We start from the raw sequence: 14,027 nt of genomic DNA, 5'->3' as shown, positions 1-14,027 counted from the left end.
AGAGCGTTATTCGTAGGTGTTTCGCCAGGTCAGGACATCGTTGGCACCGAGATCGTCAATGCCGTTGACGATCCGGTTCACTCTGAATTCGGGGCCATCGATATCCGGGTAGAGACGGACGCCCTCGAGACCGTCGCGATACGACTCAGCGTCCGAGTTCCGGAGATGGTTCCCGTTACCCTGGTCGACGTAGGGGTACTGGCTCGCGCGGAAGGTTCCTTTGTAGATCGTGGCCTCGTCACCCGTGATGACGAGTCCGTTCCGATCGACGCCGCTGCGGCCAGGCTGGTCGACGGTCACGTGACTGAACCGGCAGTTGTTCCGTCCACACCGAATGCCGTCGCGGAAGCCGGCCGAGGTGACACCAGCCTCGCCCGACACGTCGAGAAGCTCGACGAGTACCTGATCTTGCGTGTCTGTCTCCCGAATCCAGAGAGGATAGCCACCGGCCGGTTCGTGGACGATTTCGCCGCCGACGATGTGTGTATACCCTGCCTGTGGCGAGACGACGATTCCGTGGTTTACTTGCTCGCCACTGATCTCGATCGCTGTATCCTCGATGCGTGCTGTCTCGCAGCTGTTCATCACCGAAATCGCATGGCTGGTCGGCTGTGGTGCGGTGATCGATATCTCGACGTCGTCGACGTGGAGTTCGTCGCCGTTCTCGAGTCGGATCCCCCGCTGACTGTTGTCGTAGGAACGGGTCCGATCGACCTCGATGGTCGCGTTCTTGATCTGGCTCCCCTCGCCACCGAGGCGGACGTTTGCGCCGTTGCTGTTTGCAAAGCGGCCGCCGTCGACAGTGATCTGCCCCTCGTCATTGACAGCGTACAGCCCATTGTCCGGGAACCCGCCAAGTTCGCAGTCTCTGAACTCGAGGTGGCCGACGTTCGTGTTCGCCTCGATTCCGATCGGGCCTCGCCACATGTTGCCCGCGTTGGGCGTCTCGTCGGTGTGAAGCCCGCCATCCGGCGCGCGAAATCGCTCGACAATTCCATATCCGCTCGGGTCGGTGATAGCAAACATTCCGGGCCCCCACGTCCCGCTGTCGTGTTCTCCAGCAATACTGATATCTCGCACCTCGAGCTGTTGAGCAATAGCCGCCTCGATCACCCGAATGCCCGTATCAGGGGCTGTCTGATCGACGTCGAATCCTTCGAATCGAAGGCGATCACCGGGGCGATACGACACACCGAGTCGAAACAGGCGGAACCGTGGCCCGTCGAACTCGTGGTAGTTCGCTGGCACGAGTGTCGCGTTCTCACCGACGAAGCCGATGTTGTCGAACCCAGTAAACCGGAACTGCTCGTCCATATAGTACCGCCCTTCAGGAAAGACGAACAGTGTCTCATCAGCCCGGAGCTCCTCGAGAACGGGTGTAATCGATTCGGTTCCGGTGTTGTCTGCCCCGGCCTCGACGACGTCGACGACGTTCTCGTAGTCGTCGTAATACTGTCCAAATGGTTCCGACGTCCCGCTGGCAGCCGACGCCAATCCAACCCCGGCAACACCAGCGACCGTCAACCCCTGTAAAAACGTTCGTCGTGATCGTTGTGGTCCAGTTCGATCCTCGGGCGACGATCGAGTGGTCGTGTCACGAGGTGACCGAGAACGAGCCGTCCCCCTCCCATCCGCGTTCTGCATCCCACTTCGTTCCGACATTGATAGTCATTTTAGTATGAGTAATGAAGGGGTTCAGTAACTATCCGTTCGGATAGCAACGTTTTAAGTGCGACCGATAGCTGTCACTGTTTCAATACTGTCAACAGTTTCACAGCGCCGAATCGTCATCGTTCGGACCGATGCCGTCAGCGTCTTCGGTCTCGAGACAGCCGCTTAACAGCTAGCTAAGCCGTCGCCATGTGGGACCAGTCGGCTGAAGCCGACTGCGGAACCAGCCATACACATCGCAGTACAGTAGCCACCGACCGGCAGTGCACACCCCAAACGATAGCCCTGTGTCGGTGTGGAAACCGGTTCAGTTGTTACTGTAACGTCCTTGCAGTGGCGACTGGGGATACGATCGGTTCCGAACGCACTCACTCGTGCTCGGGGGTGGAGCGATCGTTTTCGATCGTGCCAGCGATCAGGTCCGCAATGGCACGCCGAAGTCGTTTCGAGACCGCCGAATCGGAGATCCCGAAATGGCCAGCGAGGTCGTCTTGTGTACTTTCCCGTGGCACATCGAAATAGCCGGCGTAGTACGCCATCGTGAGAATTTCATACTGCTGTTCGGAGAGGACGTACGTCCCTTCGTCGGATACCGATGAGTCGTGTAGCCGGGTTACGTGAAACGAGATGTTGTTGCGTCGACAGCACTCTCGGTACGTAGCCAGTGCGTCGCGATTCGGGAGATGAACACGCGCAACCCATCCTCGCTCGTTGCTCGAAACCGTGAAGACGAACAGGCCACACTCGGCGCAGTCATCGGGAATAATATGGATGTCAGTTTCGACTGTTACTCGATAGACGGCCCGGCTCTCGAACGTCGCGATGCGTGTCGGGTTCGAGATCGTGTGATCCGCCTCCATCGCCTCCTCGAGTGCGGTATACTCATCGCTGAACGCGGACACAAACTGGTGGGAACGGCCGTCTGCTGTTGTCCTGTACTCATACCGGAACGTGACCTCAGGTAGTTGTCTGATCGTCGGTACCAGCACTAGATCGTCGTGAGAGAGCTGCACTTCGGCAATAAATCCCATAGAGATGCTTATGACGTGCTGTATCGTCGGATTCGATCCCCTTATTTATCAGACGCGTAGCCGCCAGTTGCAGCGGCTGCAACGGTCTGTGCTGGGTCGCCAGCTCAGTTCAGATAGCCGAGGTCGGCTAACCGATCTGTGACTTCTTCATCCGGTGACGCCTGTTCTCGTTGCCCCGATCCATCGACCGTCGGATACGAGATCGAGTCGGTGGGATCGACGATCGGAGCGACGGTCCCATCCATGCGGTCGCTGACCGGAACGCCCATCGCGGCCATGACCGTCGGTGCAACGTCGAACAGATGGACGTGCTCGAGCGACTGCGATTCGTCGATTCCCTCGCCCATCGCCACGAACACACCATCGAGCTTGTGGTTCCATGGCTCGACCGGCCCGAAGTACTCGCCGTCGCCGACCTGTTCGGAGAGAGCGTGTTCGAACTCGTTCGGAATCGTTACGATATCGACGGTCTCGTCGGCGTTTTCGCCGTGGAAGTACTGCTCGCGTGGGGCAACCGTCTCGAAAAACGGTTCTCCAGCAGGTGTTTCGACGCCCTGTAGCGTTCGGATGAGTTTTTCACGCACTTCGTCGTACTCCTCGGGCGAGACGACGCCCTCGGGATCGCGTCCCTCGAGATTGATCCGGACGCCAAGCTCGGTCCGGGCACGGACGTACGCTTTCGAGTTGGCGAAATCGACCTGCTCGTTCGCCGTCCGAGAGATACCACCCGGTGCGTACTTCTTTGCGACCTCCGCGAGGCCCACTTTCTCGAGGGCGATTCTGATCCGACGAGCCGTAATTCCGGATCGAGCGGCGACCGCCGCGAGGCGCGCAGCCGTCCCCGGCTCCCAGGTGTCGTACTCCTCGCCTTCACGGAGCCGTCTTCGCATCGGCGTCCACGACGGCATCCCCTTGCCACCCGTCGTCGTCTCGAGGTAGCCTTCATCGCGAAGGAACTCGTTGAGTTGGAACTCGTAGCCGTCGCACGGCCCCATACCGTGGTCGCTGACGAGGAAGATGCGGTCTGGGTCGTACGCCTCGAGGATCGATGCGATCTGCTCGTCGGTCGCCTCGTAGACACGCTCGACCATCGCCTCGTCGCCGTCGAACTCGTGAAACACCGTATCCGTCTTCTGGAACTGGACGAAGCCGAGATCCGGCTCGAACTCGTCGACGAGATATCGAAACGCCGCTCCGCGAATGCCCACCAGCGTCTCATACTCTGCGATCTTTTCGGCGTTGGACAGCGAGTCGTCGTCACGCGTGTACTTCGGATACACACGGTAGTCACCGATCGCGTCACGAACGTCGTCTAACACTCCGTCGGGGTGGCAGTCGGGATCTTCGGGACCGAGGAAGCCGGGGATCACCGCGCCCTCGAACTCATCCGGCGGATGCGTTACGGGGGCGTTGACGACGACGCTCGAGTGACCATGACGGTCAAGCAACGTCCACAGTGGGTGTTCGTGCACGTCGTCGTTGCTCGTGACGTGCCAGTCGTAGCCGTCGTAACCGACGAAGCCGATCGCGCCGTGTTTTCCGGGGTTGACTCCAGTGTAGATCGAGGGCCACGCACTCGGCGTCCATGGCGGAATCTGTGACTCGAGTGGCGCCGTCACGCCCTCCGAACAGAGTCGCTCGATAGTCGGGATGCGGTCGTCTTCGAACAGTCGCTCGAAGACCGGCAGACACCCCGCGTCGATCCCGATCACCAGCGTCTCCAATCCGCGCGAGTCGCTCGCGGTAGTCGTCGTCGATGCGTCGTCGTCGCGGTCGAAGGCCTCACTCATCGTTTCATATGTCTCGTCGTATCCTGTCTCGGTCACCCACTACCGCTCCGGTAGCGACGGTGGTCGATACTGCACAGTGAACTACCCGAAACGGGGTTGACGAGACACTTCATTATCGGCTCGCTAAAACGGCTGTAAACCCGAAAATCGGGTTCGTGACTGGATCGACACATCCCATCTCGGACCCTCGAGGCCCGGGGCCTGTCCACCGTGGGTCACGTGCCCGCTTCGATTGCGTGCTCGAGGATCGCCACGGCATCGGCTGCTAACTCCTGGGCTCGCGACTCGGTTCGGGCCTCCGCCGTCACTCGAACGATCGGCTGGGTCCCGCTGGCTCGCACGAGCATCCAGCCGTCGTCGACAGTGATAGAGACTCCATCGAGCGTCTTGACGTCGTCGTAGCGCTCGTGGACGTGCTCACGAACGTAGTCCATCACAGCGGCTTTGTCCTCGACCTCGAGTGACGTTCGTCGGATGGGGTACGTCTCGATCCCCGTGACAAGCGTCGAGAGCGGACCGCGATCGGCAACGAGTTCGAGGAGTGTACACGCCGCGAGCGGACCGTCCGGACACAGCGTCTCGGTCGGCCAGATCCACGCCCCGCTTGGCTCGCCGCCGAAGACGACGTCCGGTCGTTTCGCTGCTTCGGCGACGAACACGTCGCCAACCGGCGTTCGCGTGACCGCCGCTCCAACTTCCGTGAGCGTGTCGTCGACGGTCATACTCGTCCCGACTGGGGCGGCGACGACGTCGCCATCACCCGCAGCCTCGCGTGCAAACAGCGCGAACAGCACGTCTTTGGGAACGAACGCGCCAGTCTCGTCGACGGCCATCATCCGATCGGCGTCGCCGTCGTGGGCAATTCCGAGGTCGGCATCCGTCGATTCGACCAGCGACGAGAGGCCAGCGAGCGTCTCTCGAGTCGGCTCGCTTGGCCGGCCTGGAAAGCTCCCGTCCTGTTGGCCGTTCAGCGTGACGACGTCACACCCCAACGCAGCCAGCACGCGGGCGGTGATCCCGCCAGTTCCGTTGCCGACGTCGACGACGACGCTCAGCGGGTCGTCGATCGACACCGCGTCGGTCAGTTCACTGGCATGGCGCTCGAGCGCGCCGTCGAATGACTCGAGTGTGCCCTGCTCGTTCCAGGGTTTGAGATCGTACGCCTCGCGGTCGACTCGCGTGGCGATCGCCTCTCGCTGGTCGGGGCCGAAGGCTTTGCCCGATGCCGTCCAGAGTTTGAGTCCGTTGTCCGGCGCGGGGTTGTGCGAGGCCGTCACGACGACCCCCGCGTCCGCATCCGTCCACGGGACGGCTCTCGCGACTGTTGGTGTCGGCGCGACACCCACCTCGAGGACGTCCGCTCCACACTCCCGCAAGCCGGCGATCAGTGCCTCACCGAGGATCGTCCCACTCTCTCGAGCGTCCCGCCCAACCACAACGCGCTCGTAGCCCTCGGCGGCGACAGCCCGCCCCACGGCGAGTGCGAGGTCGGCTGTCACATCGTCTCCAACTGGGCCTCGGATTCCGCTCGTTCCGAACATACCTGTCTGCTCGAGGAAACGGGGATTACTATACGGCCGCTAACGATCTCATTGCGGGCTATGGTGTCGGTAAGACGCATCTCACGGTCAGTTTCGGGTTCGAATCGCCGGCAGTCGCTCGAGTTCGATCAGTGATAGACGTGGCCCGATCGCTATCGGACTTTATTTCAAACGCAAGAAGACGTATTATAGTTCCGGGCGGATTCGAACCGCCGTCAACGGCTCCAAAGGCCGCTATGATTGGCCACTACACCACGGAACTTCGATCAGCAACTGCGCCTTATCTGCGTAACGATTTATGAGTTATTGTTTGCGTCCGTTAGCGAGATGTCGATTGATCCGATTTCAGCGAGTCGGTGACAGCTCCGACAGAGGCAGATCACGTTGTCCAATGTGTGTGCACGCTGGGGATAGTCGAACTCGCGAACCGGAATGAGATAATGAACATCCGGTTCGTGGCCGATCTCTTCGGCCGTGATTCCACAGTGTTGACAGCGATGGTCATCACGAGCAAGCGCTTGGCGTCGAATTTCGCGCCACCGCCCATTGTAGACGTTCTCGGACGGCCCCCATCGCTCCATAAGTGAGAGGGCGTGACAATGCTGGCTACAAAACCGGACCGGATAGCGATCGGCTCTCGACTGAAGGACAGTGATAATTCGTCCACAGAATTCACAGACCCGCTTTGTCCGTTCAATATCGTGAATTTCGTAAGATGGAGTGCCGAGAAAATCAGTGCTCTCGTCGACACACGACGAACAGTACTTTCCGTCTTTGTTCGATGGGTAGTAGTCGAACTCCTCACCACACCGTTCACAGGACGTCGTCTCCATCGCATCGCTCCAGTTGCCGTTGTGTTCGCCGGCGTTCGGATTACAGTCTGCACAGAACGTCCGTCGTGCCTTCGGGTCGTAGAACTCGAGTCCACATCCACGACACGTTCGATTCGGCAGTGGCTCGCCGTGGACTTTCGTATGGTGTTGGCGCATGCCACGCTCCGTCGAGAGCGTCTTCCCGCACGTAGGACACTCCATGTCGGCGTTGGCCTCGTCATCCCATTTAAACTCGAGGACGACTACACGAACAACAGCCGTCGCTGACGGAGGACACCTGTCGAAAAGCGAGTGATTCGAAACGCCAGTCAGCGGCGTTACAGATAGCCTTCGTCGGCCAGTCGCTCGATGCCTTCCTCGAGTCGCTCTGCACTCGCGGCGTAGGAGATCCGCGCGTAGCCGGGCGTCCCGAACGCGCTGCCGGGAACCGTCGCGACGTGGGCGTCTTCGATCGCGCCCTCACACCAGGCCTGGTCGTCGTCGTCGACGGGGAGCATCATGTAGAATGCGCCCTCGGGGACGGCGACGTCGACGTCGTGTTCGTCGAGCAAGTCGACGACGAGGTCACGCCGTTCTTCGAACGCCTCAGTCATCTCTTCGACGGCTTCGTCGGTGTTCTCGAGGGCTTCGACACCGGCGTGCTGGACGAAGTTCACCGCGGAGGAGACCGAGTGGCTGTGGAGCTTGCCGGCCTGATCGATCAGGTCCTTGGGACCGGCAAAGTAGCCCAGCCGCCAGCCGGTCATCGAGTACGCCTTCGAGAAGCCGTTGACCGTCACGGTTCGCTCGGCCATGCCCTCGAGGGTGCCCAGGCTCGTCGGCTCGACACCGTAGGTGATCTCCTTGTAGATCTCGTCGGAGATGACGGTAATGTCGTGTTCGACGGCCAGATCGCGAACGCCCTCGAGTGCAGCGTCGGAGTAGACCGCGCCGGTCGGGTTCGACGGCGAGTTGACGACCAGCAGCTCGGTCTCATCGGAGACGGCTTCTGCGAGGTCGTCGAGTGCTGGCTCGAGTTGGAAGTCAGCGTCGGAGAGGTCGACGCGCGTGAGGTCGCCGCCGGCCATCTTGACCATCGCCTCGTAGGAGACCCACGCGGGATCGAGCAGGACGACCTCGTCGCCGTCCTGAATGAGCGCCTGCACGATTTCGTAGAGCGCCTGTTTGGCGCCGGGCGTGACGATGATCTCGTCGGCCGTGTGATCGAGGCCGTCGTCGGCCAGTTTGTCGGCGATCGCTTCGCGAAGTTCGAGAATGCCAGCCGAGGTCGTGTAGCCCGTGTGGCCGGCGTCCATCGCGTCCTGTCCGGCGTCGGTGATGTTCTGCGGCGTCGGGAAGTCAGGTTCGCCGACGGAGAGGTCGACGACGTCTGCGCCGTCGGCCTCGAGTTCGGTCGCGAGTGCGGAAATCGCAAGCGTTGCGGACGGTTCGACTCGGGTTACGCGGTCAGTGAATTCCATCGTCATTGTTGATCTGGGTCGGGAAGTTGTGCAACGAGATCGAGTGCGCCGTCGACGGCTTTCGCCGCGTTTGCGACGCGTTCGCGTGCCTCGGCGGCGGACATACCGGGCCCTGTCACGCCGAGAGTCACGGGCGTGTCACGCTCGAGACTCACGTCAGCGAGTCGCTGAGCGGTCGCGTCGGTGATCACCTGATCGTGGTCGGTGTCACCCGTGATGACCGTCCCGATGACGGCCACGGCATCGACTGCCTCGAGTCGGGCGAGTCGGTCCGCCGCCAACGGGGCGTCGTAGACGCCCGGGATGGTGACTGTTTCGTGTACTTCGGCACCGGCGGCCTGGGCCGCCTCGAGGGCCTCCTGCTCCATCTGCTCGGTGATCGGGCGGTTGAACTCCGCGACCACCAGTCCGAGCGTGGTCATAGGCGAGCGGTAGAGTGGATGGGTAAAAGAGGTACCGTTATCGAGTAACAAACTCGGATAATCGATCACGATAAATCACCCGCAACCGGCGGGACGGACAGCGATCGAGATTCGAACCGCGTCGTTCTATTGGGAACCCTTAACCCCGGGCAACGTCAACCGTTCGCGCAATGACAACGCTACAGATGCCGGGACCGACGCTTGGCGTCGTCGGTGGCGGACAGCTCGGGCGGATGCTCGCCGAGGCCGCGTCGCCGCTTGGCGTGGAGGTCGTCGTGCTCGATCCGACACCGGACTGCCCGGCCGCGCCAGTCGCCCGCGATCAGATCGTCGCCGACTTCGACGACGAAGCGGGGATTCGCGAACTCGCCGCCCGCGCGGACGTGCTCACGTTTGAGATCGAACTCGCCGACCAGGACGTCTTAGAGCGCATCAGCGAGGATACGGGGACGCCCGTGCACCCGAAGCCGTCGACACTACGGACGATCCACGACAAACTCGTCCAGAAACGGGAACTCGAGGACGCCGGCGTTCCGGTGCCGCCGTTCCGTGCGGTCGACAGCGCCGACGACATCCGCGCGGCGATCGACGACTACGGCGCACCAGTCATGTTGAAAGCGCGGACTGGTGGCTACGACGGCCGCGGGAACGTCCCTGTCGAATCGAAAGCAGACGCCGAGGACGCCCTCGAGTCGGTCGCCGGCCCTGCAATGGTCGAAGCGTTCGTCGAGTTCGAACGCGAGGTCTCAGTCATCGCCGTCAAAGGCGACGACGAAGTCGCGACCTTCCCGCTCGGCGAGAACATCCACGAAGACGAGATCCTTCGGGAGACGATCGTCCCCGCACGCTCGAGCGAGGCCGCTTCCGAACGCGCCTACGAGGTCGCCCGCGATGTCCTCGAGGTGATGGACGGGCGCGGCGTGTATGGAATCGAGCTCTTTGAAACGAGCGAGGCGCATAGCGCCTCGGAAAACTCGAGCGAGCAGGGCCCGCGAGAGGGCGATGGTGAAATCCTGCTCAACGAAATCGCCCCGCGTCCGCACAACTCGGGCCACTGGACGATCGAGGGCGCACAGAGTTCCCAGTTCGAACAGCACGCCCGAGCAGTCCTCGGCTGGCCGCTTGGCTCAACCGAACTGCGCTCGCCAACAGCACTGACGAACCTGCTGGCCGACGTCACGGAGAATCAAGACGCACGGCTGCGAGACATCGACGAAATCCTCGAGACCCCCGGTGCACACCTCCACTGGTACGGCAAGCACACGTCCCGCCCGGGCCGCAAGATGGGCCACGTGACGGTTTCGGGTAGCGATCCGGATGCCGACGTCGAGGCGCTCCTCGAGACTGCACGCGAACTCGAGAACGCCCTCACGTTCACGGCGGAGTAATTTCGGGCGGATTGAAGTCACCCGCCCGACCATCCTTTCCTATGAGCGACAGCGTCAGCGATCTGATCGACCGTCTACACCGCGAAGCCGAACAGGACCGCCCAGCAGCGGAGACGCCAGACGTCGGGATCGTCATGGGGAGTGATTCGGACCTCGAGGTCATGATGACCGGCGGAAAGCGCCGCGGCGCCTACGACGCCTTCGTCGACGAACTCGACTTTGCCGAACAGACCGACTACGAGAGCCCGCCCGCAGAGCGCTTTACGTTCGAGACGTACGTCACCTCGGCCCACCGCACTCCGGATCTGATGACGGCGTACGCCGAGACGGCCGAGGATCGCGGCCTCGAGGTCATCATCGCCGGTGCGGGCGGGAAGTCGGCCGACCTGCCGAATATGACGGCCTCGATCGCCTACCCGCTGCCGGTAATCGGCGTTCCAGTCCAGGAGAAATCCGTCGACAGCGTCATTGGCATGCCCACCGGCGCACCGCTGGTCGCCGTCGACGCCGGCAAATCGTTCAATGCCGCGCTCTCGGCGGCCCAGATTCTTGCCCGCCAACACGAGACCCTTCGTGACCGACTCGTTGCCTACCACGACGACCTCCGCGAGGGTGTCGGTGCGGTCTCTCGAGACGTACACGACCAGGGCACGGCGGAGTTCACACGCGAGTAACGACCATAGTCGAGCTGAGACGCTGGTCTCTCGAGTGGAGGCCACGATTCGGCGCGCGTTCAAGACAGTCACGCGATCGCTGAGTGTTACTGCCGACTACCCGTCAGCACGCACCTGATCGCACGACGACCGTTGGTAGTGTGTCTCTCAGTGCAGGTGTTATGATAGCGAGCCAGCAGCCCGCACATCGGATAGTTGACAGCGCTTGAGCGTGATCGTCGTCGGTAGAAAATCAGGGGTTACTGGACCCAACGGTCCACGCTGGCGGAAAACAGCCATGGCTCATAGATCTTGATTAGTTTGATTCTCGATAGCTACGAATGCCAACCGAGTAAAACCCAAGTGCGTGATTCATCACGAAAGACGGCGTTGGAGTCCGTGTTCTGCCGAAAAACGAACAATCAACCCTTATATGCGTGCGGTTTGAACCCTCGAACGTTACGGAGATGAATGATTGGATCGCGATCGGGGCACTGGCGCTCGTCGGACTACTGATACCGCTCGGAATGATGGCGGTATCGTACCTCTTACGGCCGTCAGTCCCTGAAACGAGTAAACGCGCCACCTACGAGAGTGGCGAGGTTCCAACTGGCGGGACGCGCATTCGGTTCAACATCCAGTACTACATGGTTGCGCTTCTGTTCGTCGTTTTCGATATCGAGACCGTCCTTCTGTTCCCCTGGGCGGTTGTCTACCTGGATGCTGTCGAATCGGACGCCGTCTCGCTGCTCGAGATCCTCGGGCCGATGCTGCTGTTCGTCGCCATTCTGATGGTCGGACTCGCATGGGCATGGCGCACCGGTGCAGTACAGTGGGCACAGACACCCAGTCAGGCAACGTCTGGCAGTGATCGACAATGAGCAGCAACAATCCACGGCAATCGATCCACGGTAGCACCGCCCCGTCGACGGATACCCGCGACTCGCGGATCGGCGAAGGGCCGGACGACCGGTTCAACTCCAAACTTCGGGAGGCATTCGGCGCGTCGCCGTTTATCCTCACGAAGTTCGATCAGTTCATGAACTGGGTCCGGGGTAACTCGATGTTCATGCTACAGTTCGGGATCGCCTGCTGTAGTATCGAGATGATCCACACCTACGCGATCAAACACGACCTCGATCGCTTCGGTGCTGGTGTTCCCCGCGCCTCACCGCGACAGGCTGACGTGATGATCGTCCCCGGAACGATCGTCTCGAAGTTCGGTCCCCGCATGAAGCGCGTCTACGACCAGATGCCCGAACCCAAGTTCGTCGTCGGGATGGGATCGTGTACGATCTCCGGCGGCCCGTTCCAGGAAGGCTACAACGTCGTCAAGGGTGCCGAGGAGATCATCCCGATCGACATCCACGTGCCGGGCTGTCCGCCCCGGCCGGAGGCGCTGATCTACGGCGTCGCCAAACTCCAAGAACGGATTCAAAACGGCGAGTCGTCGCCAGTCGTCGTCAAACCGTACGAACTCGAGCAGTTCGGCGACTTACCGAAAGACGAACTCGTGCAGAAACTCGCGAGCGAAATCGACGAGGACGACCTCGTCATGCGGTACAACTGGGCTGATTCACCATGAGCACGGAACTCGAGCGACAGCAGCCGATCGAGGTCACTGAAGACGATCTCGAGGCGTTACTCGGTGATCGTGCGCTTGGTCGCGACGATCATCTCAATGCGCCGGGGTTCGTCATCCGACCGGACGACGTCCAGGATGTCTTGACCGACCTCCGAGACGAAGCCGGCTTCGATCACCTCTCCTGTCTCACCGCCCAGCAGTATTCAGATCGGTACGAATCGATCTATCACCTTAAAAAGTACGCCGATCCGACTCAGGAGGTCTCGGTGGTCGTTCCGACGTCGACCGACGACCCCGTCAGTCAGTCTGCCGAACCCGTCTTCCGGACGGCAGACTGGCACGAGCGCGAAGCGTTCGACCTCGTCGGAATCGACTACGAGGGCCATCCCGACCCACGACGGATTCTCCTGCCAGAGACGTGGCAAGGCCATCCGCTCTCGAATGGGTACGATCAGGAGAAACCACAGATCGTCACGCTGTCGGAACACGCCAATCCGATCCAGCCCGATCACCACGACGAGGAGTCGGACACGATGTTTTTGAACATCGGTCCACACCACCCCGCAACTCACGGCGTGCTCCACGTCAAGACGGTGTTGGACGGCGAGACGGTCGTCGACGTCGATCCTGACATCGGCTACCTCCATCGGTGTGAAGAGCAGATGTGCCAGCAGAGCACCTATCGCCACCAAATCATGCCGTATCCTGACCGCTGGGACTACGTCTCGGCCGGACTCTTAAACGAGTGGGCGTACGCCCGTGCGGCCGAAGATCTGGCAGATATCGACGTGCCCGAATACGCCCAGATCATCCGAACGATGGGCGCTGAACTGTGCCGGATCGCCTCGCACATGCTCGCACTCGGAACGTTCGCACTGGACGTCTACGGCGACTTTACCGCCGTCTTCCAGTATGCGTTCCGTGACCGTGAGGTCGTCCAGGACATCCTCGAGGATCTCACTGGCCAGCGGCTGATGTTCAACTACTTCCGACTCGGTGGGGTCGCCTGGGATCTGCCCGAACCGCGCGATGAGTTCATCGCAAAGACGCGGGACTTCCTCGACGAACTGCCGGCGAAAGTCGACGAGTACAACGACATGATCACCTCGAACGAGATTTTCCAGATTCGGTGTCACAACACCGGCGTTCTGGAACCCGAGGATGTCAAAGACTACGGCTGTACGGGCCCCGTCGCCCGTGGCTCCGGCATCGACTACGATCTGCGCCGTGACGACCCCTACGGCTACTACGAGAACTTAGAGTGGGACGTCATCACCGAAGACGGCTGTGACAACTACGCGCGCGTCCTCGTGCGCATGCAGGAAGTCGAGGAGTCGGCAAAGATTATCGAGCAGTGTCTCGACTTGCTCGAGGACTGGCCCGAAGACGACCGCGAGGTACAGGCAAACGTTCCACGGACGCTCAAACCGGACGCCGACACGGAAGTGTACCGTGCGGTCGAAGGCGCGAAAGGTGAACTCGGGATCTACATTCGATCGGACGGAACAGACAAGCCCGGCCGGTTCAAGATCCGAAGTCCGTGTTTCCACAACCTCTCGGCGCTCGAGGTCATGTCCGAAGGGGAGTACATCCCTGACCTGGTCGCCTCGCTGGGCAGTCTCGACATCGTTCTCGGGGAGGTGGATCGGTAAG

General features: G+C 61.2%; 12 protein-coding genes and 1 tRNA gene. 5 read left to right on the top strand and 8 right to left on the bottom strand.

Annotated elements, in window-relative coordinates; all coding sequences use genetic code 11:
• Positions 1-6 precede the first annotated feature (6 nt).
• From ACERJA_RS02770 to ribH, 8 genes are all read right to left on the bottom strand, one after another.
• Complete coding sequence (locus tag ACERJA_RS02770) at positions 7-1,662, bottom strand: right-handed parallel beta-helix repeat-containing protein (RefSeq protein WP_373606769.1); 1,656 nt, start codon at positions 1,660-1,662, stop codon at positions 7-9.
• 377 nt (positions 1,663-2,039) lie between these two features.
• Positions 2,040-2,702: a helix-turn-helix domain-containing protein gene (locus ACERJA_RS02765; protein WP_373606768.1), complete on the bottom strand. Its 663-nt coding sequence runs from the start codon at positions 2,700-2,702 to the stop codon at positions 2,040-2,042.
• Between the two features lie 104 nt (positions 2,703-2,806).
• Positions 2,807-4,492 carry an alkaline phosphatase family protein gene (locus ACERJA_RS02760; protein ID WP_373606767.1) on the bottom strand — a complete coding sequence of 562 codons (1,686 nt, stop codon included), beginning with the start codon at positions 4,490-4,492 and terminating at the stop codon, positions 2,807-2,809.
• Positions 4,493-4,707: 215 nt separating this feature from the next.
• The gene (gene glmM, locus ACERJA_RS02755; protein WP_373606766.1) at positions 4,708-6,033 is read right to left on the bottom strand and encodes a phosphoglucosamine mutase; all 1,326 of its coding nucleotides are present in this window, start codon (positions 6,031-6,033) and stop codon (positions 4,708-4,710) included.
• A gap of 189 nt (positions 6,034-6,222) precedes the next feature.
• Positions 6,223-6,295: transfer RNA gene (locus ACERJA_RS02750), tRNA-Gln, on the bottom strand.
• Positions 6,296-6,329: 34 nt separating this feature from the next.
• A complete protein-coding gene (locus ACERJA_RS02745; protein WP_373606765.1) occupies positions 6,330-7,067 on the bottom strand; it encodes an HNH endonuclease in 738 nt (245 codons plus the stop codon).
• 116 nt (positions 7,068-7,183) lie between these two features.
• Positions 7,184-8,332 (bottom strand): pyridoxal phosphate-dependent aminotransferase, encoded by a 1,149-nt coding sequence (locus tag ACERJA_RS02740; protein ID WP_373606764.1) that lies wholly within the window; start codon positions 8,330-8,332, stop codon positions 7,184-7,186.
• Entirely contained in the window at positions 8,329-8,748 is a 420-nt protein-coding gene (gene ribH / locus ACERJA_RS02735) for a 6,7-dimethyl-8-ribityllumazine synthase (RefSeq protein WP_373606763.1), read from the bottom strand. Before ribH ends, ACERJA_RS02740 begins: the two co-directional genes overlap by 4 nt.
• Positions 8,749-8,918: 170 nt before the next feature.
• On the opposite strand from ribH, the gene ACERJA_RS02730 reads away from it, so the two are divergent.
• The 5 genes from ACERJA_RS02730 to ACERJA_RS02710 all read left to right on the top strand — a co-directional run bounded on the left by ACERJA_RS02730 (position 8,919) and on the right by ACERJA_RS02710 (position 14,026).
• The gene (locus tag ACERJA_RS02730) at positions 8,919-10,136 is read left to right on the top strand and encodes a 5-(carboxyamino)imidazole ribonucleotide synthase (protein ID WP_373606762.1); all 1,218 of its coding nucleotides are present in this window, start codon (positions 8,919-8,921) and stop codon (positions 10,134-10,136) included.
• A gap of 41 nt (positions 10,137-10,177) precedes the next feature.
• The gene (locus ACERJA_RS02725) at positions 10,178-10,810 is read left to right on the top strand and encodes an AIR carboxylase family protein (protein WP_373606761.1); all 633 of its coding nucleotides are present in this window, start codon (positions 10,178-10,180) and stop codon (positions 10,808-10,810) included.
• 446 nt (positions 10,811-11,256) lie between these two features.
• The gene (locus tag ACERJA_RS02720) at positions 11,257-11,670 is read left to right on the top strand and encodes an NADH-quinone oxidoreductase subunit A (protein ID WP_006066753.1); all 414 of its coding nucleotides are present in this window, start codon (positions 11,257-11,259) and stop codon (positions 11,668-11,670) included.
• Positions 11,667-12,374, top strand: a complete 708-nt coding sequence (locus ACERJA_RS02715; protein WP_006066754.1) for an NADH-quinone oxidoreductase subunit B — start codon at positions 11,667-11,669, stop codon at positions 12,372-12,374. The genes ACERJA_RS02720 and ACERJA_RS02715 overlap by 4 nt, the downstream gene beginning before the upstream one ends.
• Complete coding sequence (locus ACERJA_RS02710; protein ID WP_373606760.1) at positions 12,371-14,026, top strand: NADH-quinone oxidoreductase subunit D; 1,656 nt, start codon at positions 12,371-12,373, stop codon at positions 14,024-14,026. The genes ACERJA_RS02715 and ACERJA_RS02710 overlap by 4 nt, the downstream gene beginning before the upstream one ends.
• The last annotated feature ends 1 nt before the right edge of the window (position 14,027 follow it).

This window comes from Natronorubrum sp. A-ect3 (assembly GCF_041821125.1).
GTDB classification, from domain to species: domain Archaea; phylum Halobacteriota; class Halobacteria; order Halobacteriales; family Natrialbaceae; genus Natronorubrum; species Natronorubrum bangense.
This window is presented reverse-complemented; position numbering and strand designations above follow the sequence as displayed.

Excerpts from the sequence above, each read along its gene's own strand:
- ACERJA_RS02730 (WP_373606762.1), top strand. The coding sequence starts at position 8,919 with ATGACAACGCTACAGATGCCGGGACCGACGCTTGGCGTCGTCGGTGGC.
- ACERJA_RS02770 (WP_373606769.1), bottom strand. The coding sequence starts at position 1,662 with ATGTCGGAACGAAGTGGGATGCAGAACGCGGATGGGAGGGGGACGGCT.
- ACERJA_RS02710 (WP_373606760.1), top strand. The coding sequence starts at position 12,371 with ATGAGCACGGAACTCGAGCGACAGCAGCCGATCGAGGTCACTGAAGAC.
- ACERJA_RS02740 (WP_373606764.1), bottom strand. The coding sequence starts at position 8,332 with ATGACGATGGAATTCACTGACCGCGTAACCCGAGTCGAACCGTCCGCA.
- ACERJA_RS02765 (WP_373606768.1), bottom strand. The coding sequence starts at position 2,702 with ATGGGATTTATTGCCGAAGTGCAGCTCTCTCACGACGATCTAGTGCTG.
- ACERJA_RS02745 (WP_373606765.1), bottom strand. The coding sequence starts at position 7,067 with ATGGAGTGTCCTACGTGCGGGAAGACGCTCTCGACGGAGCGTGGCATG.
- ACERJA_RS02760 (WP_373606767.1), bottom strand. The coding sequence starts at position 4,492 with ATGAGTGAGGCCTTCGACCGCGACGACGACGCATCGACGACGACTACC.
- ribH (WP_373606763.1), bottom strand. The coding sequence starts at position 8,748 with ATGACCACGCTCGGACTGGTGGTCGCGGAGTTCAACCGCCCGATCACC.
- ACERJA_RS02715 (WP_006066754.1), top strand. The coding sequence starts at position 11,667 with ATGAGCAGCAACAATCCACGGCAATCGATCCACGGTAGCACCGCCCCG.
- glmM (WP_373606766.1), bottom strand. The coding sequence starts at position 6,033 with ATGTTCGGAACGAGCGGAATCCGAGGCCCAGTTGGAGACGATGTGACA.
- ACERJA_RS02720 (WP_006066753.1), top strand. The coding sequence starts at position 11,257 with ATGAATGATTGGATCGCGATCGGGGCACTGGCGCTCGTCGGACTACTG.
- ACERJA_RS02725 (WP_373606761.1), top strand. The coding sequence starts at position 10,178 with ATGAGCGACAGCGTCAGCGATCTGATCGACCGTCTACACCGCGAAGCC.